We start from the raw sequence: 18253 nt of genomic DNA on the forward strand, positions 1-18253 counted from the left end.
CCTACCTTCCCAAACCGATGCCCCGGCTAATCTGCCGGCTGCGTGACATTTCTTCTTGTAGCTGATGGGCGATGCTCTGCCCCCGGCGAAGCTCCTGCCCGATTCCAAGCTCCTGCCGGCGATTGCGCAGGATGGAATCTACCTGCGGGTCACGTTCGAGGCTCTTGGTCAGGCCGTTCATCTGGCTTTCGACCTTGGCGCGGGCATCGTCGTGCTGCCAGCCGCGAAGCTCCCGGCGCTGGCCCTGTAGTTCCTGCCAGCGTTCAACAAACCGCTCGGCCCTGACATTCGGGTCTTGCAGCGCGGCGTTTTCGCGCTTCATCCCGTCGATCACCTGCGCGACACGCTCCCGGCCGGAAAGCTCGGTCATGGCGCGCGCCGTCGCCGGGTCGTTTTGCAGGGTCGAACGCATCAAATCTTTCATGCCGTCGCGCACCTGGTCGAGCTGCTGGCCGGCATCGCCCATTTCCTGCCGCTGCATGTCGAGGACCGGCAGGCCCTCGCGCCGGTGCTGGTCGATCGACTGATAGGCCCGCGAATAGCGGTCAACGGCCTGCTCAAGCGGCGACTGCCCCCGCGCCCGCTCGGCCAGCCGGTCGGGCGCCGGCGCCTGCCGCAAGCTCCCTTCCCTTTCCGGCCGTCGCTGCATCCGCGATGCCTCGCCGCGCTCCTGTGAGGGCGCAGGGCGTGCATTGAGCTTGAGGCCGGCGAACATACCGCGCCGCTGCTTCTCGGCCTGCTGCGGCCGTTTCTGGTCGATCTGCGGGCCGTCCTCGCCGGCGCGGTCTGGCTCGCGGCTCTCGGCCGCCGCGCCGCGCCCGAGTTTCAGGCCCTCGAACGGATTGCGGCGCTGCTGTCGATCGCTGGCGAGATCTTCGCGCGGATCTGCACGAAGATCCTGCGCGAGATCCGCGCCGACTTTTTGCGAGGATCTCCGCTCAAGGGCGTGATCCCCGGCCGTCGACTCCCGTTCCGCACGTAGCCCGGCGCGCTCGGCCGGAATCTCGATCTCGCTGCGGACGCCCATTTGCTCCGCGATCCCGCGCCGCTCGGCAAAGTCGCGGGTATAGTCGAGCGTCGTTTCCTTCACGCCCGACCGGGACAGGCGGCGTTCTAGCTGGCTATAGGCCAGCTCGCCGGCGTCCTGAACCTTCCATGTGTTGCGGTGCGTCTGCGTCCCATCGGGCAAGGTGACGGGGGTGGAACCCTCATGCTGTAGGCCGATCTTCTCCCCGATCTCCGGCGCGGCCTCCTTCATGGCCCGCTCTAGATCGACGCCCCATAGGGTGCGCTGCTCGCCCTTGTCGTTTTCCAGCGTCACGAAATAGCTGTCGGACTTCTGCGGGTCATGCTCGAAGGGCGCGGCCCCATGCTCGACCAGCCGGCCGGCATTGGTGAACTCGTCCTGTGCCGCGTAGAGCTGCACCCCGTCACGATGCCGGGTCATGGCGACATAGGTTAGATGCCGGTCCATCGTCCCCGACGCCATCACATAGGAGCGATCGACCGTCGCCCCCTGATTTTTGTGAATCGTCGTCGCATAACCGTGGTCGATCGCCTGATAGTCGCCCATCGGCACGGAAACACTATCGCCGCCCCGGCCGTCGAGCTGCGCGACGATCCGGCCCGCCTCGACATGCTCGACCGTGCCTAGCATCCCGTTTTTCACGCCAAGGTCGCGGTTGTTCTCCAAGAACACGATGCGGTCGCCCGGCGCGAACTCCCTCTGCCCGGTATTGGTCTGGAAGGTCAGCGCCCGGCCCGGCCCTTCCCGCTCATGGGCGACGTCGCCCGGCGCAAGGCTGTCGTCGGCCACGCGCGCCAGCTCGCCCCGTGCCAAAACACCCCGGTCCTGTAGCTCGGCCCGGATCGCGTCATTGATGGCGCGAACATCGGCCCGGCGATGCGCCATCGCAACCCGGGTGCCGTCCGGACGTTCATCGCGATCGGCAAGGTAGTCCCGCACGATCTGGCCGCGCGCGTCCTCGCCTGTCTCGGCAAAGCTGATATTGCCGTGATCCCGATAGGCCGCCAGCCCCTCGGCCGTCCGGTGCGTGGCGAAGTCAATGGAAGCGTCCCGCTGCCAGTCCACGCGCTGCCGGCGAATCTCCGACAGCTCGGCATGGCCGATTTCCTCCGTGATCGCCCGGAACGGTGCGCCGGCCCCGATCGCCTGCAACTGCTCATGGTCGCCTACAAGGACGATCTTCGCCCCGCGCGCCTCGGCCTCGCCAACGAAGCGGGCGAGCTGGCGGCTCCCGACCATGCCCGCCTCGTCGATCACGAACACGTCGCCGCGGCCGATCGTGCCGCGGTCGTTCTCCCAACCGCGGGACCATGATGCGAGGGTGCGGCTCTGGATGCCGGAACTTTCCTCCAAGCCCTCGGCCGCCTTCCCCGACAGGGCCGCGCCGTGGACCTGATAGCCTTCGGCCTCCCACGCCTCGCGCGCGGCCGCGAGCATGGTGGACTTGCCAGCGCCGGCATAACCGACAACGGCCGCGATCCGCTCCGGCCCGGTGATATGCTCGATCGCCCGGCGCTGCTCGTCCGAAAGTCGCGCCGTCTCGATCTGGCGTTCACGTTCGCCGGCGTCCAGCTCGCCCCGCGCAACCTTCCCGGCCGTGTCATGGGAAACGCTCGACCGAATGGCGGCGTCTTGGGCATCTATCGCCCGCTCGACATGCCGGCGATCGACGCCATGACCATGAGCCGCGTGCATCCGCTGCGCGCTCTCGATCATGCCGGATTCGATCTCGACCATTTCGCGGGTGGAATAGCGAGCAAGCTCGATCTCGCCCGTTGCCGGGTCCGCGCGCTCGGGCTGCAACTCGACCAGCGCCGGCGAGGCCATCACCTTCGCAAAGGCGCTCTGGAACTCCTGCGGGTCGTCGTTGATGTAGCGATGCAGCGCCCGCGCAACGTCGTGGCGATCGAACACGCTCTTTTCCCCGGTGATGAGGGTTAGAACCTGCTCGGGCTTCTCCCGGATCAGCTCGGCATTGCGCCGGGCCGCATCCTCGTCCAGCCGCGACCGCGACACGTCGAGGCCGCGCCGTTCCATCTGCGAGGCATGGACGCCCATATGCTCGGTCGGCGCGATCTCAAGCCCGCGCTCCATGTGCGAACGATGGTCGATCCGAATATCAAGCCCGGCCATTGCAAGCCGCTCGTTGGCGATCCCCTCCCACCTCTGGCGAAGGTCGCGGAGCTGCATATCGGTCGTCGGCAGGTCGTGCGCCAGCAGCCATTTGTTTTCGCGCTCAAGATAGGTCTTGTCGCCTAGCCCGTTCTCCGTCACCTGCCGCGTGGTCATAAGGATATGGGCATGGTGATTGCGAACGTCGCTCGCCTCGTGCGGTGCATGAATGGCGAAATCCACGGCCGCGCCGTAGCGGTCGGCCAGCTCCTGCGCCATCTCCCGCGCCGCCTCTAGCCGTTCCTCGGCCGAAAGCTCATGCGGCAAGGCAACCTCGAACTCGCGGGCAACGCGGGCATCCTTCCGCTTCTCGGCAAACTCGGCGGCGTTCCAGAGCGTCGAGCGATCCCGCGCCCAATCGGCGTTGACGCCTTCCGGCAAGACGATCTCGGCATGTTCGACGCCCTGCTTTGCCGTGTAGTCGTGCGTGATGCCGTCGCGCTCGTTGGTCAACTTCTCCCCGGCACGATAAGCCATAGAGGCGACGGCGCTACGGCCCTTCGCCCGCGAAACTGGCTTCATGCTGAAATGGTAGATCGCCAACCCGTTGCCTCGATCCCGTTTCCGCCTTTCCCGTCAGCTTTCTAGCTGACAGCGCGCTGAGTTACGCAGTAACTCGTAAGTGCGCCCTTCTCAACTCAATCGCTCCGCTCTTTCGTCGCTCGGTGTGGCGCTTGCGGCAAGGTCGATGCGATGAACTGAGGCCCGGATTGTGCTGCAAAACCGTCGAAAACTCAAGCTCAACGGGCAAACGCTGGAAAAGGCAGCCGGGAATGATAGTCTAGGCGAACGACCGGAAAAGGAGATTTGAAGAATGGCGCGCAAAACGATCGAACAACGCTTGGCCGAACTGGATGCGCAGCGCGCCACGCTCAAGGCCCGTCTGTCGAAGCAGGAACGCGCCAACGACACGCGCCGCAAGGTGCTGCTCGGCGCGCTCATCCTGCATCGCCTCGAAAACGGCCACGATGAAATCTCGCGCGCCCTGCCCGACTGGCTGCGCCGTGAGCTGCCCGACTTCCTGACGCGCCACGGTGACAAGGAACTGTTTGCCGACCTGATCGGCAACGCGCCGGCCGCCGAGACGACAGACAGCGCCGGGGGGACCGCCGCATGAGTCAGGCGAGACTTGCATGGGGTGCGTTCAAGAACATGATGCGGCAGGCCGCGCGTGATCCGCTATGGGCGTTCGTCGCTCTGCTCGCCGCACCTTTCCGCATCTGGAAACCGCTTCTCGGGCTTCTGTTCCTCCTTGTTATCGTCCTGTTCGTCGTCGGCTTCGGCGGCCGCTTCGCTCTCGAACAAATCGGCTTTCGCGTCGGCTCGGTTCCGGTTCTCCTGCTCGATCTCGTCACGCTGCTGGTGCTGCTGGCGCTCGCTTTCCGCTTCCTCACCAATCCGCTGATTATCCACTTCGGGGATATGGACGGCGAAACCCACGGCTCGGCCCGCTTCGCCACTGACAAGGAAACCGCCGCCCTCGCCCGCGCCGATTCCGGCCTGCTGATCGGCCGTGACGGCAAGACCGGGAAGCTCCTGCGCTATGACGGCCCGGCCCATCTGCTGACGATGGCTCCGACCAGAACCGGCAAGGGGGTGGGAACCATCATCCCGAATCTGCTCACCGCCGACCGCTCCGTGATCTGCATCGACCCCAAGGGCGAGAACGCGAAAATTGCCGGCCGCGCCCGCCAGCAATTCGGCCCGGTCCACGTCCTCGACCCCTTCGGCGTCACCGGCCAGCCCTCGGCCGCCTTCAATCCGCTGGAAGGGCTCGACCCGGCCGGCCTCGATGTCGCGGAAGATGCAAGCACCCTTGCCGACGCCCTCGTGTTCGATGAACCGGGCATGGCCGGCGAAACGCATTGGAACGAGGAAGCCAAGGCGCTTATTGCCGGCCTGATCCTCCATATTGCCGCCACCGGGCCGCGCGACAGGCGAAACCTCGCCACCCTGCGCGAATATCTCACCCTCGCCCCTGAAGCCTTCGCCGCGCTCCTGAAGGACATGCAGGCGTCAACGGCCGCCTCCGGCCTGATCGCCCGCGCCGCAAACCGCCACCTCGGCAAATCCGACCGCGAGGCGGCCGGCGTCCTCTCGGCCGCGCAGCGCCATACCCATTTCCTCGACTCGCCGCGCATGGTCGCGGTCCTCGGCCGATCCGATTTCCGCTTTGCCGATCTCAAGCGCCGCAACGTCTCGGTGTTCCTCGTCCTGCCGCCCGATCGCCTCGCCACCTATTCCCGCTGGCTGCGCCTGCTCGTCGCCCAAAGCCTCACCGACATGGCCCGCGATCCCGCCAAGCCGGCCGTGCCGGTCCTCTATCTGCTGGATGAATTCGCCGCCCTCGGCCATCTGGCTCCCGTCGAGCGCGCAATGGGCCTCATGGCCGGCTACGGCGTCCAGCTCTGGCCCATCCTGCAAGACGTTCACCAGCTCCGCGCCACCTATGGGCAGCGGGCCGGAACCTTCCTGTCAAACGCCGGCGTCCTACAGGTGTTCGGCGTCAACGATCACGACAGCGCCCGGCTTGTCTCCGATCTGCTCGGGCAGGAAACCGTTGTGTTCCAGACCATGAGCCGCGCGCTCGATTCCGACAAATCCGGCATTTCCTACGGCGAGCAACACACGGCCCGCTCGCTGCTCACCCCGGATGAGGTCCGCAACCTGCCGCAGCATGTCGAATTGCTGTTCCTCGCCGGGCAACGGCCGATCGTCGCCGGCAAGCTCGCCTATTATGCCGATCCCGAGTTCCGGGGGCTGTATGACGCTGCCTGACGTGACAAGAAACGGACCCGGCGATAGCGCCGGGACTTTGTTACGAACGGCCCTCCGGCTCTCTACGGCGCTATTGGGGGCGCGTTCGCCGCCGGGCCGGCGCGGCTTACGCCGCGATCCACCCGCCGACCTGGTGCAAGCTCTATTCAGGGAAACACCACGGCCGCGACGGTAGCCCCCCGGCCGTCCCGCTCTCATCATCTAGGGCCGTAGGGACGGCCGGGGGGCGGGTCATACGCGTAAGCATTAGCGTATTTAGCTATTTACGTATCAACGTGCATAAGGCTCGATCGGCGGCAATCCGTGCTGCGCCAGAACCGCCGAAAGCCCGGCCTCGGCCATCGCCTGAATTGTCGTTCCCTCTGCATCCGCGAGCTGGCGAAGGCGCTGCCAGTCCGATCGCCGGACCTTGACCGTAAGCGCAACAGTCTCGCCCCCTCCCCTCTTTCGCCTCGGCGTCGGGATTTCCACGGCCGGCCGCTCGTCCTCGATCGCTGCAAGGCTGGTGGCTTCCGCGCCGGCCTTGGGGCGGGTGAAGGCCGCGAGGCCGGTTGCTTTCTTTGCCATAGGTTCCGCTCCTTCAATACGCTCTTACGTATTTAGCTATTTACGTTCTAACGTGTCCTTGATCCACGCCCACAAAGCCCGGATTTCCTCCGCTGCTTTCCCTTCGGCCTCGAACTCCGTCACGGCGCTGCCGGTCGTGACGGCGCGGGCAAACGCGCGCCGGTCGGTAATCTCGCCGGGAACGATCGGCAGTCCGTAGGCTTCCAACGCCGCGCGCGTCTCCCCGATCTCGGGCGCACGGAACGGGCAGGCGGACAGGACGAACGCGCCGCGCACCTTCGCGGCCACCACGATCTCGACGGCGGCCGGGACGGCAGCGAGGTCAAACGCGGACGGTCGGACCGGAATCAAGACCAGCTCCGACCTTCGGGCGATCTGGCCGGCCGCCGGGGCGGCATGGGGCGGGGCGTCCACTACGGCCAAGGTCATGCCCTCGCCCTCGGCCGCCCTAAGCGCGGCGTCCAGCTCCCCGGCCTGTGCCGTGGCGACGATCGGCGTTCCGGCTTCCCGCGCGTTCGCCCATGCGGTCGCGCTCTCCTGTGGGTCCGCGTCGATGACGCAAACCCGTTCGCCGGTCGCCTCGGCCGCCACGGCGGTATGAACCGAAAGCGTGGTTTTTCCGCTCCCGCCCTTCTGGCTCAAAAACGCAATGACGTTCATGCGTTAATCCTTCTTTGCGTGAATACGTATTCAAGAATATAGCTAGAGACGTTACTACGTCTTTAAGCTAGTGCGGCCATTCCTCGGGTTGCCAATCCAGCGACGTGTGGATGACGCGCACGATCACAACGCTTTCCCGGCCCGCCATATCCCGCAGCTCATAAGCGATGATATAGGGCAGGCGCGCGACGGACTTCTCGTAGGTTCCTGTCACGCGACCGGGCCGGCCCGTTGCCATGTCCCCAAGGGCCTTGCCCGCGTCTCGAATCCGATCCGCAACCCGCGTGGCGGCAGGCGGGCTATCTTTGGCGATGTGCTTAACCTGCACCTTGATGTCGTCCAGCGCCTCGCGGGACCATGTGACCGACCGCTTCACGCCTTGCCCGCTTGCTTTTCGGCTTTGGCTTCCTCGATGACGGCATAGATTTCCGCCATCGCCTCATCATGGGGGATCACGCGGCCGGCCGCTGCGTCGGCCATGCCGCGCTTGATGCCGTCAATGATTTCAAGCTCGCGATCGACATAGGCGGCGACGGCCTCGCCGGCGAGGAAGGATTTGCTTCGCTGCGTGTCGTTCGCGATCCGGTCGAGCTTTTCTTTCACATCGGGCCTAACCCGAATCGTCATGGTGGTGCTGGCGGTCATGGAATCGCCTCCGCGTGTTGAATTGTGTACAGCCTAGCACGTTTTCCCGGCCGCCGCCATCGCCTTCTATCAAGGTAATGCGTTTACACGTTAATACGTATTTACGTAAATAATTAAACGCCGACCTTGCCCCTCGCTCCCTCTCGAAAGCCCGTAGGACGCTGGCCGCAGGCGCGAGCGGTGCGGATTAGGTGGCGAGGGTGCCGCTTCCCGATCCGCCCTATAAGCGGATCGGAACCGCCGCAGGGCCGCGAAAGCGGCCCGCACAGCGGCGTCCGCTTATGTTCCGCCTTTTAGATATAGATCAGATGGGGATTCAGTCTGGTTATCGGACTCACGTTTCATCACACTCTTTGCCAGCATCACGAGGGCCTTTCCGAGCGGACTATCGCCAGCGTCGAGCTGCGTTCGCTCATCGAGGGGCAGGGTGGTCTTGTAGGCGTCGATTGCCTCGCTCCATGCCTGCTGATCCTGTCCATGATCGGCAGGCGGGGGCGGGGCCTTGCCGAACCGGCCGAGAAACTGACGGGCCTTTTCCGGCAGGGACAGGCGATAGGCGTTGCTCGCCTGCTGGACCTGTGGGCCGCGCCCCTCATTCCCGGTCGGCTCGTAGCGGCGCAGCCAGTCGATGAAACCATGCGCCCGCAGGTTCTTCAGCGCCCGCACGATCGTATCGCGCGACCGGCCTAGCCGATCCATGATCGTGGTGATTGACGGCTCTAGCCGGCCGGTGCGGAAGTCGATGAGATTGACGAACAGCCGCAGCACGTCCAGCGCCACCGACCCGAGCGGCCCGCTGCGCTCGCCCTTCTGGCGCAAGCCGTCCTCGTTGTAGATTTCGGCCGCCCTCAAGATCGCCTGCACGTCCTTGCGCGTCGTCGGCCGCCATATGCGGCCCTCCGACCGCCCCCGGATATGACTATGCCGGCGAACTGGTGTCGGGCAGCGCGCGGCCGGGGGCGGGAAGATCAGCCCTAGCGCGGTCTGTCCTGATCCCCGCAACATGGCCCGGCGTTCATGGGCGAGCGCGGTGAGCTGCCCGGCCTCGTCGTCGGTGAGCTGGCCCGCGCCGTATCGGGTCCAGACCTCCCGCATGATTTCATCAAGCGCGTTCCCGCGCGCGCAGCCGATCGCGGCCGCGTAGTGCGTCCCTAACATATGCCCTCGTCCTTCCACTTGAAGGACATGACGGCGCGGACGGCAGGCACGGCACTCCCGTTTCCGCAAGAATCAATCTTGCGAATTGGAGTGCTGTAGCGTAGATAAGGGGAGAGTTAGCGGACCCCTGATCTACGGTGTGTCTGACGGCCTACAAAAACGCTCGACCGTTGGCGCGGTCGGGCGTTTTGCCGTTATGTCCCTTGCTTCGCTTCGATATAGAACCTCAACGCTTCCTCGATGATCGGGGCGCGTGCTGACACGCCCCGTTGCTCCTTGATCCTGTCGATCGCCTCGACAAGCTCGCCCGGAACATAGGTATTCAACGCCACGCGGCCGGCCGCGATCTGCCGCGCCCTGTGGGCGGCAACGCCCCTGCGAATCTCTTCCGCGCGTTCCTTCATGTTTACAACTAAGAGCAAGCCGCCCGATTCTGCAATCCCTTGCGGAAGGAACCGCGAAAGGCACTACTTCTAGGGCCGGGCGACTAAACGTAGTTGCGTCAATGCGTATTCACGTCATTGCGTTCTAAAGCCCGGTAGAGCGTCGCACGATGAACGCCCAAGAGCCGGGCAACCTCGGCCGGCTTCTTGTCCTCGCTGATGAGCTGGCGGGCGTGTGCGATCTGCTCGGCCGACAGGGCAGGGGGGCGGCCGAACCGAACGCCCTTCGCCTTCGCCGCAGCTCGGCCGGCGCTCGTGCGCTCATGGATCAAGCTGCGCTCGAACTCGGCAACGCCGGCGAAGAATGTCAGCACCATGCGCCCGGCCGGCGTCGTCGTGTCGGCCCAAGGCTCGGCCAGCGATCGCAAGCCGGCCTCGGCGTGGCCGATCCGCTCGGCTATGTCGAGAAGATCGCGCGTTGATCGGGCGAGGCGATCCAGCCGCGTCACCGTCACCACGTTGCCCGGCTGCAAATGGTCCAGCAACTTCGCCAGCTCGGGGCGGCCGCGCTGCGCGCCGGATGCCTTTTCCTCGAACACGCGCTTGCAGCCCGCCGCCTTCAGCGCCGCGCGCTGCTGGTCGAGGGTCTGGCCCTCGGTCGAGACTCGCGCATATCCGATCATCATGGGGCAGGGGCTTTCGCTGCTATGCTCACCGCCCGAATCTAGCGGGTGCATCCCGTCGCGAAAATCCCTATTGTGCGACTGTCGCGGGTTTTGGGAATTTCGCGACACCGGAAACAGGAAATCGACAGTAAGACCATGATCGACGCGGCCGCCCGCATCATAGACCTTTATCGTCGCCATGCTGGTGCATGGACAACCGCGCGCGGCACGGTGTTGTTGGAGCGCGCATGGATCGAGCGGTTTGCCGACATGCTGCGGCGAGGGGGCGGCCGTGCTCGACATTGGATGCGGATCGGGCGAGCCGATCGCCCGTTACCTTGCCGGCCCTGTCGGCTCGAAGCTGGGATTTTGGCCAAGTTGAAGAACGAACCTAGAACGCCAGTTATCGGCAGGGCAATCTGCATGCGACCATGGGGTCGCTTGGTCTTGTGTCCGCAAGAGGATCGGTCAACGGACACGCTTTCCGCTCCATCTCGAAAAGCCGAAAACCCTTGCTGCGCCTGATAAGCGTTTGTCTCATATGAATGGTACTATATTTCTTGCATTGAAGGAGCCCCTTACGTTACAGATTCGGGCATGATGAACGCTCTCATCGGCTACGCCCGCTGCTCGACCGATAAGCAGGACCTCGCGGCACAGAAAGACGCCTTGCTGAAGCTCGGCGTGGCTGCTGATCGCATTTACACCGATCGCGGCTTTACCGGCACAAACCGGGCCAGGCCGGGCCTGGATCAGGCGCTCGCGGCGGTGCGCAGCGGCGACACACTGGTGGTGCCCAAGCTCGACCGGCTTGCCCGCTCCGTGCCGGACGCCCGAGCAATAGGGGATGAACTTTCAGGTCGGGGAGTCAAATTGCAGATCGGGGGGAGCGTCCATGATCCAACCGATCCGATGGGCAAGCTGTTTTTCAACATCCTCGCCACCTTTGCTGAATTCGAGGCCGACCTCATCAAAATGCGAACGCGCGAGGGCATGGCGGTCGCGCGCGCCAAGGGAAAGCTGCGGGGCAAAAAGCCGAAGCTTTCCGATCGTCAGCAGAAGGAGTTACGCCGCATGTACGACACTGGCGACTATTCGATCAGCGACCTTGCCGAGGTTTTCTCGATCTCACGACCGACTGTGTATCGGACGCTCATGCGTCATGCTTCGGCGAATGGGGTTCGTGATCAGGCGCAGTGCTAAGCTGGATGATTGGGCTTCGTTACTTTCGAGCCCGTTCTGAGTCCATCCCTGCGTCTCATCAGCGCTGCTTGCGGAAATACTGGTAGAGATTGTTGAAGACCGGAGCGCCCTGAGCGATGCGTTCCTCGTCGTCCGCATGAGCCATGGCGATGCCGGCGATCAGCCCAGCAATGCCCATGGCTTCCTCGCGGCCGAACTTGCCGTCCTTCAGGTCGATGTCGTGAACGATCTCGGCGATCGCCTGCAGTGCCGGGTCGTCGAGACCGGCGCGGGCAAGCAGCACCTCGAAACTGCAGCGGTCGCCCTCATGGGTGATTTCGCCTTCGAACATGTCGAAGCGCAGTTCCCCCGGCTTCGGGATATAGCCCTTGCCCGGCACGAAGCGGATGACAGCATCCGGGTCGATGAAACGGCGTATCAGCCAGCTACAGGCGATGCGGTCGATAAAGACGCCCTTGCGCGTAACCCAAACCCGTCCCTTGAGGTCTCGTATGTGCGCGGCCTCCGGCTGCTTCTCAATCATGTCTTTATCCTCCACCAGGCGCGCTTCGAGTTCCGCGATGGCGCCTTCGACCGACAGGCGGCCGCTTGCCCCGAAAAAGTCGATCGCCGCGAGGTCGGCAAGCCGCTTGCGCAGCCGGCCGAGCTGGCTACGCGCCTCGGCCGCATCCACCTCTGGCTGATCGAGCTTTGCCACGAGCGCTCGCGCGTCCCTGGCGATCTCGTCGTAGTCGGCGTCGCGCGCCGCATCGAACAACGCCCGCACCTGGTCGTCCGAAAAGCCGTCGATCAGACGCGCCTCGCAGACGATGGCTTCGCCACCGCCCTCGACGATCTCTTTCAGGAGCCACGCGAAGTCCTCCTGCGTCTCGGCGGTCGCAGGCAGCGCGTAGACGGTGCTCTTGACCGCGACTGCCCCGATGCCCTGCAGCCGCCGCCAGACCTTCACCCGGAAGTAGGCCGGCTTGGTCGGGATCTGATGAATCAGAAGAAGCCACTTCGCTGCGGATTGGCTCGAAATTACGTCATTTTCCATATTGATACCGTATCATTAGGACCATACAATGCAACAAGTGTATCAATTCGATTGACCAATTGAAGGTTTTCCTTATCCGAAGAGGCCTATTTCTACATGACTCAGACGCCCGACCTTGCCGGTAGCAATGCTTCTGATCAGCAAGAGCTAACTGTGCCCACCCTATCGCAATGGCAGATTTTCGTGCGCTTCCTGCGCTTTGGCCTCCTCGCATGGGGTGGACCTGTCGCGCAGATTGCGATGATCCGGCGAGAACTCGTGGATGAGGAGCGCTGGATCTCCAGCGGTCGGTTCAATCGCCTCCTTGCTGTCTATCAGGTGCTGCCGGGGCCTGAGGCGCACGAGTTGTGCGTTCATATAGGCATGCTTCCGGGCGGGCGTATGGGCGGCTTCCTTGCGGGACTCGGCTTCATGCTGCCGGGCTTCCTCCTGATGTTCGCTTTGTCGTGGCTCTATTTCACGATCGACATCACGCAATCGGCTTTAGGCCCAATCTTCCTTGGCGTTCAGGTTGCAGTGATCGCGCTGATCGTGCGCGCTGTCCATAGAATTGGGGGGCACGTTCTCCTCGACAAATGGCTCTGGGGCATCGGGATCGTGAGCGGTGCCGCAGCATTTCTCGGAGCGAGCTTCTGGATCACGCTTCCGGCAGCAGGGTTGGTCTACGCCTTCGCCGTGCGAAAACAGCATGCACTTGCGGCCCTCACCTTGGTAGCCGCCACCGTGCTCACTGTCCTGGTCGGGCCAGAGAGTGCAACAGGCCTGCTCGACAGCGCCCAGCAAAGCACAGCGCTCTCCGATGGATCGATCGCGCAGGACGCGTCGCTGGTGGGACTGTTTCTCTCTGGCCTCAAGGCCGGTCTCCTGACCTTTGGGGGAGCCTACACCGTCATTCCGTTCTTGCGCGACGACGCGGTGGGAAACGGCTGGATGACGGACGCCCAATTCCTCGACGGTCTCGCCCTGTCTGGAATCCTGCCCGCACCGCTCATCATCTTCTCCACCTTCGTCGGTTATTTTGGGGGCGGTCCGCTCGGCGCCATCGCCATGACGATCGGGATTTTCCTTCCAGCCTTCGGCTTTTCGCTGCTCTTCCATGAACGTCTGGAGAGCTTGGTCGAGAACAAGACGCTACACAGCTTCCTGGAAGGCGTATCCGCAGGCGTTGTGGGTCTGATCGCCGCGACGACGGTCGAACTCGCGCTTGTCGTCGTCGACCGGCTACCGTCGTTGCTTCTCGGCGGGGTGATCTTCGCGCTCGCTCTGGCCGTCCTCTATCTCTGGAAATCCAGGGTGAACGTCGTTCTGGCCGTTGTCGGAGCCGGCTTTCTGGGCTGGCTCGGCTTCGGCCTCCTCCTTGGATAATACGCAACACGAAGGAGAGATCGCATGAAATGGATTACACGGGAACGTCCGGTCATCGACCGTATCGCCTGCCCCTGGCTTGTTGCTCGGTTCATCGACAAGGAGCCTGAATTTCTGTTCGTGCCGCCGGACCGGGTGGTCGCCGCCGCCGAGGAGACCGGCGCCATCCCCTATGACGTTCCGGGCGTCGAACTCACCCATGTCGGGGACGGCTGCAGTTTCGACGCCTTCGTCGCGAAATACGACCTAGACCGCGATCCGGCGATCAAAACCATCGCCGCCATCGTGCGCGGCGCCGATACCGACCGCCACGATCTCACGCCGCAATCGGCCGGGCTGCTGGCCATTTCGATGGGGCTGCGGGACCTCACGCCCGACGATCAAGAGGTCCTGAAGCACGGCTTCGTGATCTATGACGCCCTTTATGCCTGGGCGTCCCAACGTCAGGCGGAAACCCATAACTGGCCACCCGCTGCATGAACACTATCGACCGGCCGGATGTCAGGCGGCTTTCGACGCTGCGTGACAATCCGGCCCGGTATTCCAGGAGAGGCGGCTGATCGAGGCGGGGAGGCGCCAACAGAGGAGTTAGGCAATGAAGAAAATGATCTTCACGGCGTTGATCGCCGCGATCTCGCTCGCAACACCGGCTCTTGCCGATCCCGACTGGCAGGCAGTCGGAAAGGCGCTCGGCAAGGAGGGCACTGTTCAGCCGGACGGTATCTATCGGGTGGGACTGCCCCGCTCAGACCTCAAAGTCCTGCTGGACGGTGTCGAGATCAAACCGGCGCTGGCGCTCGGCACCTGGCTCGCCTTTCAGCCCATGGGCGACACGGAGGCAATGGTGATGGGCGACCTGGTGCTCACGCACGAAGAGATTAACCCTGTGATGAAGGTGCTGGCCAAGCACGGGATCGAGGTCACTGCACTTCACAATCACCTGCTGCGCTCCGAGCCGGCAACGATGTACATGCACGTGAGCGGGCACGGCGATCCGGTGAAGCTCGCCGCCGCCCTTCATGCCGGCTTGGTGGAGAGCAAGACGCCGCTCTCCACCGCTTCGGCTGGCGCGACGCCTGCCCCGGCGGCGATCGACCTCGACACTTCAAGCATCGATCAAACGCTGGGCCATAAGGGTAAGATCAATGGCGGCGTCTATCAGGTCAGCATCCCGCGGGCGGAGCCGATCAAGGACGGCGGCATGGAGGTTCCCGAAACCATGGGCTCGGCGATCGCCATCAACTTCCAGCCGACCGGAAAACGGCAAGGCCGCGATCACCGGCGACTTCGTGCTGATCGCGGCAGAGGTCAATCCGGTTCTGCGGGCACTGCGCGAGAACGGAATCGAGGTGACCGCCCTGCACAACCACATGCTCGATGACGAGCCCCGCCTGTTCTTCATGCACTTCTGGGCCAATGACGACGCGGAAAAGCTGGCGCAAGGGCTGAGGAGCGCACTCGACAAGGTTCGCGTCGCAAAACGCTGAGGAGACGCCCGAGCTTACGGCGACAGCCCTATCACGACAGGACGGAGGCTCGGAGTGAGCCCCTGGATCAAACCTACTTTGAATGGGAGATGGAACAATGCCCTTCAGCATCAAACCGCTCGGCTGCGATCCGGCGCGCATCAAAGGCATGTCGGAACGCCTCATCATCAGCCATTACGAGAACAACTACAGCGGCGCGGTCAAACGCCTGAACCTCATCGAGGAGCAGCTCGCCGAGCTCGACTACGCATCCGCGCCCGGCTTTGTCGTCAATGGACTGAAGCGCGAGCAGCTCGTCGCGATGAATTCGATGATCCTGCACGAGCTGTTCTTCGATGGCTTGGGCGATCAATGCGAGCCGGGAACGACACTGGCAGACGCGCTGGCCCGCGATTTCGGCTCCTATGAGCGCTGGCGCAGCGAGTTCGTTGCCATGAGCAAAGCGCTTGGCGGCGGCTCCGGCTGGGTCCTGCTCACCTGGTCGCCGCGCGACCGCAAGCTTGTCAATCAATGGGCATCCGACCATTGCCACACACTGGCCGGCGGCGCGCCGATTCTGGCGCTCGACATGTATGAGCATTCCTACCACATCGACTTCGGCGCCAGCGCGGCGAACTATGTCGACACGTTCATGGCGGCGATCCGGTGGGAAAATGCGGATCGTCTGGTTCTCGAAGCGCAAAGCCGATAGCGGAACGGGTTTGAAGGGGCGTGCCACAGAGGGTGGAGGTGCGTTCCCGTTTATGGGATTGGCGGCCTGAGGAGGTGCACGAAAGGCAGAAACTCGGCACCAGACAGCTCATCGTCCAACTGCCGTGAAGTGTCAGTTGGGGACATCTATACCCGTTTCCTCCATGTCGCATAGCCATCGAGCGTCCTGCGACGATATTTTAGAAAGAGAGTGAACCATGGTTTTCAGTGCATTTGCGCAGATCAGTCTCTGGGGCGTTCTTGCGGCTTCAGCGTTCGGCTTCGTGTTCGGGGGCGTATATTTTGGCGCCCTGGTACCCAAATATTACGCAATCGCGCTGGGACGTGAGGCCATGCCGGCCGCCAAGCTGGACATGCTGACCATCCTTGGCCCTTTCGTGTGCAATATCGTTATGATCGTCACGACGTCCGCGATCATGCGCATGATCGGCATTGTCTCGCTTACCGATGCCCTGTCGCTCGGGCTGGTGATCGGGGTCGGTTATCTCCTGGCGATGTGCATGACGATCGCGATCAATCCCAACTTCCCCAGGCCGTTCTACTATACGATGGTGAACGCGCCCTATTTCCTGCTCAGCAGTTTGGTGACGAGCGCCGTATTGTTTCTGTTGCAGTAGGCCACTACGCGCACGAGCGCACACGATGTGGGGATCTCGAGGTGCCGGAACAATTACAGGTATGGTTTTGGAATGACCACGCCTGCAGTGTACTAAGATGGCCAGGCTACCCGCCTCCGCATCGACCGCCTGACGAGCAAGTTCGTCGGCGCCTGCCAATCGTCGCATCATTGAAATGCCTGGCGAAGGAACCGCGGCGCGCTGTGCGGACGCGCACCAGCAGGCTTAGGGCTGTGGGAGCCGCCCGGCGGCGTAGTCGCGCGCGAGCGCGATAAAGGCCTGGAAGGCGGCGGAGGAATTGCGCCGATTGGAATAATAGAGGCACAGCGGCACGAGCGGCGGCGTCCAGTCTTCGAGAATGCGCACGAGCCGTCCCGCTGCGATGTCTTCGCGGACATCGGTTTCCATGAAATAGCCGATCCCCACGCCGTTCGTCACCGCGATCCGCGCCAGGGATGCTTCGTCAAGGGTGATTGGCCCCTCAACGTCGAGCTGCAGTTCTTCACCCTCCTTCTCGAACCGCCATCGGAACAATGCGCCATTGGGAAGCCGCCCGCGAACGCAGGGGTAAGAGAGCAGATCCTGCGGCACTTGGGGGATAGCCCTGTTTTCGAAAAAGGCGGGAGATGCGGCAACCGCCATGCGCCGCATCTTTCCCAGCGGAATGGCGATCGCGTCGCTGGGCACCAGATCCGCGCTGCGCACGCCCAGATCGAAGCCCGCCGCTACGACGTCAACAAGCCGCCCCTCGGTGACGATGTCGATATGAACCTGCGGATAGAGCTGCAGATAGCTCAGGACCAGCGGCGCCATGATCTCGCGCGCGGCCGTCGCGAAGGCATTGATGCGCAAGATGCCGGACGGCGTCTCCTGTTGGGAGCGCGCCGTATTCATCGCTTTTTGGATGCCCTCAAGCGCTGGTTTGATCTGTGCGACGAAGATCCGCCCCGCATAGGTGAGCGAGACGCTGCGCGTGGTGCGATTGAATAAACGCACGTCAAGCTCCCGCTCGAGCTTGCCCACGGCGCTGCTGATGGCGGTGGTCGACATGCCGAGATCGAGCGCCGCCGCTCGAAACGAGCCGCACCGAACGATGGCGAGAACCGCTTCAAGTTCGATCAGCGAATGGCGCGTCATTGTCCCGTTTTCCGCAATACGTCACGCCGATTTATGTTGCTTATCAGGAGAAAAGTCCATCGCTAACTTAGCCTCATCACCACTGAGGAGATGAACATGTCACTGAACCTACCCAAGCCAATCGCCGACTATGTCGAGGCAAATGCCCGTCTCGATATCGACGGCATGATGAAGCCCTTCCTGGATGACGCCGTCTTCATCGATAACGGCAAGCGTTACGAGGGGCTGGCGGAGATCCGCAAGCTACTCAGGGACGAGGCGATTGCGGTAAAGGCGATCTTCACGCCCGACACTGTTCGGGAAGAAGACGGCGATGTCGTGCTCGAAGGTCCCGCTCATGGAGTCTTCCCGGGCAGCCCGATCCGCTTCACCTATCGCGTAACGCTGGCGAACGACGCCATCAAGAGCCTGGAGACCACGGTATGAGCATCCAGGCAGAATCCAAAGAGTTCGCTGGCAAGCGCGTGCTCGTAAGCGGCGGCACCAAGGGTCTGGGCCGCGCCACGGTCGAGCGCTTCCTCGCCGGGGGAGCCCGTATTGTCGCAGCCGCCCGCACGATCAAGGATCCTATCGAGGGCGTTGAATATGTCCAGGCAGACCTGACCACCGCGGAGGGCAGCGAAGCGGTAGCCAAGGCGGCGC

At 63.4% G+C, this 18253-nt stretch carries 18 protein-coding genes and 2 pseudogenes; 10 read left to right on the plus strand and 10 right to left on the minus strand.

The window, feature by feature from the left end; translation table 11 throughout:
- Position 1: 1 nt before the first annotated feature.
- Positions 2 to 3742: a Ti-type conjugative transfer relaxase TraA gene (gene traA / locus ACSQ3I_RS26585; protein WP_026109554.1), complete on the minus strand. Its 3741-nt coding sequence runs from the start codon at positions 3740 to 3742 to the stop codon at positions 2 to 4.
- Between the two features lie 271 nt (positions 3743 to 4013).
- On the opposite strand from traA, the gene ACSQ3I_RS26590 reads away from it, so the two are divergent.
- Positions 4014 to 4316 carry a hypothetical protein gene (locus ACSQ3I_RS26590; protein WP_035227937.1) on the plus strand — a complete coding sequence of 101 codons (303 nt, stop codon included), beginning with the start codon at positions 4014 to 4016 and terminating at the stop codon, positions 4314 to 4316.
- Entirely contained in the window at positions 4313 to 5977 is a 1665-nt protein-coding gene (locus tag ACSQ3I_RS26595) for a type IV secretory system conjugative DNA transfer family protein (protein WP_035227938.1), read from the plus strand. Before ACSQ3I_RS26590 ends, ACSQ3I_RS26595 begins: the two co-directional genes overlap by 4 nt.
- 270 nt (positions 5978 to 6247) lie before the next feature.
- On the opposite strand, the gene ACSQ3I_RS26600 is transcribed toward ACSQ3I_RS26595, so the two are convergent.
- The 7 genes from ACSQ3I_RS26600 to ACSQ3I_RS26630 form a co-directional block, all read right to left on the minus strand.
- Positions 6248 to 6544: a hypothetical protein gene (locus ACSQ3I_RS26600; protein WP_035227939.1), complete on the minus strand. Its 297-nt coding sequence runs from the start codon at positions 6542 to 6544 to the stop codon at positions 6248 to 6250.
- A gap of 36 nt (positions 6545 to 6580) precedes the next feature.
- Complete coding sequence (gene parA / locus ACSQ3I_RS26605) at positions 6581 to 7204, minus strand: ParA family partition ATPase (RefSeq protein WP_035227942.1); 624 nt, start codon at positions 7202 to 7204, stop codon at positions 6581 to 6583.
- 67 nt (positions 7205 to 7271) lie between these two features.
- On the minus strand, positions 7272 to 7580 hold the full coding sequence (locus tag ACSQ3I_RS26610; protein ID WP_035227943.1) for a type II toxin-antitoxin system RelE/ParE family toxin: 309 nt from the start codon (positions 7578 to 7580) through the stop codon (positions 7272 to 7274).
- On the minus strand, positions 7577 to 7849 hold the full coding sequence (locus ACSQ3I_RS26615; RefSeq protein ID WP_035227945.1) for a CopG family ribbon-helix-helix protein: 273 nt from the start codon (positions 7847 to 7849) through the stop codon (positions 7577 to 7579). The genes ACSQ3I_RS26610 and ACSQ3I_RS26615 overlap by 4 nt, the downstream gene beginning before the upstream one ends.
- A gap of 279 nt (positions 7850 to 8128) precedes the next feature.
- Positions 8129 to 9007: a helix-turn-helix domain-containing protein gene (locus ACSQ3I_RS26620; protein WP_035227947.1), complete on the minus strand. Its 879-nt coding sequence runs from the start codon at positions 9005 to 9007 to the stop codon at positions 8129 to 8131.
- 194 nt (positions 9008 to 9201) lie between these two features.
- Positions 9202 to 9411, minus strand: a complete 210-nt coding sequence (locus ACSQ3I_RS26625) for a ribbon-helix-helix protein, CopG family (RefSeq protein WP_035227950.1) — start codon at positions 9409 to 9411, stop codon at positions 9202 to 9204.
- Between the two features lie 98 nt (positions 9412 to 9509).
- The gene (locus ACSQ3I_RS26630) at positions 9510 to 10256 is read right to left on the minus strand and encodes a recombinase family protein (RefSeq protein WP_436003981.1); all 747 of its coding nucleotides are present in this window, start codon (positions 10254 to 10256) and stop codon (positions 9510 to 9512) included.
- Between the two features lie 396 nt (positions 10257 to 10652).
- On the opposite strand from ACSQ3I_RS26630, the gene ACSQ3I_RS26635 reads away from it, so the two are divergent.
- A complete protein-coding gene (locus ACSQ3I_RS26635; RefSeq protein ID WP_035227952.1) occupies positions 10653 to 11258 on the plus strand; it encodes a recombinase family protein in 606 nt (201 codons plus the stop codon).
- 58 nt (positions 11259 to 11316) lie between these two features.
- Here ACSQ3I_RS26635 and ACSQ3I_RS26640 read toward each other — a convergent pair whose 3' ends face one another.
- Positions 11317 to 12294, minus strand: coding sequence for a chromate resistance protein ChrB domain-containing protein (locus tag ACSQ3I_RS26640; RefSeq protein WP_051796645.1), 978 nt, complete (start codon positions 12292 to 12294; stop codon positions 11317 to 11319).
- A 96-nt stretch (positions 12295 to 12390) separates the two neighbouring features.
- On the opposite strand from ACSQ3I_RS26640, the gene ACSQ3I_RS26645 reads away from it, so the two are divergent.
- The 5 genes and pseudogenes from ACSQ3I_RS26645 (at position 12391) to ACSQ3I_RS26665 (ending at position 16474) form a co-directional block, all read left to right on the plus strand.
- Positions 12391 to 13659, plus strand: a complete 1269-nt coding sequence (locus tag ACSQ3I_RS26645) for a chromate transporter (protein ID WP_191321058.1) — start codon at positions 12391 to 12393, stop codon at positions 13657 to 13659.
- A gap of 24 nt (positions 13660 to 13683) precedes the next feature.
- A complete protein-coding gene (locus ACSQ3I_RS26650) occupies positions 13684 to 14139 on the plus strand; it encodes a chromate resistance protein ChrB domain-containing protein (RefSeq protein ID WP_035227954.1) in 456 nt (151 codons plus the stop codon).
- A 115-nt stretch (positions 14140 to 14254) separates the two neighbouring features.
- A pseudogene (locus ACSQ3I_RS26655) lies at positions 14255 to 15146 on the plus strand (DUF1259 domain-containing protein).
- Between the two features lie 97 nt (positions 15147 to 15243).
- A complete protein-coding gene (locus ACSQ3I_RS26660; protein ID WP_035227957.1) occupies positions 15244 to 15837 on the plus strand; it encodes a superoxide dismutase in 594 nt (197 codons plus the stop codon).
- 217 nt (positions 15838 to 16054) lie between these two features.
- Entirely contained in the window at positions 16055 to 16474 is a 420-nt protein-coding gene (locus tag ACSQ3I_RS26665; RefSeq protein WP_436003984.1) for a DUF1761 domain-containing protein, read from the plus strand.
- A 225-nt stretch (positions 16475 to 16699) separates the two neighbouring features.
- On the opposite strand, the gene ACSQ3I_RS26670 is transcribed toward ACSQ3I_RS26665, so the two are convergent.
- Positions 16700 to 17611 carry a LysR family transcriptional regulator gene (locus tag ACSQ3I_RS26670; RefSeq protein ID WP_035227960.1) on the minus strand — a complete coding sequence of 304 codons (912 nt, stop codon included), beginning with the start codon at positions 17609 to 17611 and terminating at the stop codon, positions 16700 to 16702.
- A 96-nt stretch (positions 17612 to 17707) separates the two neighbouring features.
- Between ACSQ3I_RS26670 and ACSQ3I_RS26675 the strand changes: the two genes are divergently transcribed.
- Positions 17708 to 18037 (plus strand): YybH family protein, encoded by a 330-nt coding sequence (locus ACSQ3I_RS26675; protein ID WP_035227984.1) that lies wholly within the window; start codon positions 17708 to 17710, stop codon positions 18035 to 18037.
- Positions 18034 to 18253: pseudogene (locus ACSQ3I_RS26680) on the plus strand (short-chain dehydrogenase); the annotation flags it as partial. The gene ACSQ3I_RS26675 and the pseudogene ACSQ3I_RS26680, both read left to right, overlap by 4 nt.

The sequence above is a fragment of the Rhizobium sp. LjRoot30 genome, assembly GCF_964253915.1.
Taxonomy (GTDB): Bacteria; Pseudomonadota; Alphaproteobacteria; order Rhizobiales; family Rhizobiaceae; genus Metarhizobium.